Annotated in this window: 1 protein-coding gene; it reads right to left on the bottom strand. The window is 51.8% G+C overall.

The features are described from left to right. On the bottom strand, positions 1-299 hold a 299-nt coding region (locus AB9F29_RS22140; protein ID WP_369757281.1), incomplete at both ends, for a cation:proton antiporter.

Here is a 299-nt window from a genome sequence, read left to right as displayed (position 1 = left end):
TCACACGATCGTACAGAATGAACAAAGCCGGCGTCAGGAGCATCGACAGCGCCACAACGAGCAACAACTGGTACGCGATTTCTGCGGGAATGACGTTCGCGCCAACGGTGAAGGACAGTAAAACGAACCCAAACTCACCCGCCTGCGCAAGGCCCATAGCAAACAGCCAGCGATCACTTCCAGAGAGTTTAAACAAAACGCCCAGAACAAAGAGAACACCAGCTTTGATCGCAATCAATCCGAGCGTAAGGCCGATGATTGACCAGAGATTTGCAAACAGCAGGGGGAAATTTACGCTG

The sequence above is a fragment of the Falsihalocynthiibacter sp. S25ZX9 genome, from assembly GCF_041205405.1.
GTDB classification, from domain to species: Bacteria; Pseudomonadota; Alphaproteobacteria; order Rhodobacterales; family Rhodobacteraceae; genus Falsihalocynthiibacter; species Falsihalocynthiibacter arcticus.
This window is presented reverse-complemented; position numbering and strand designations above follow the sequence as displayed.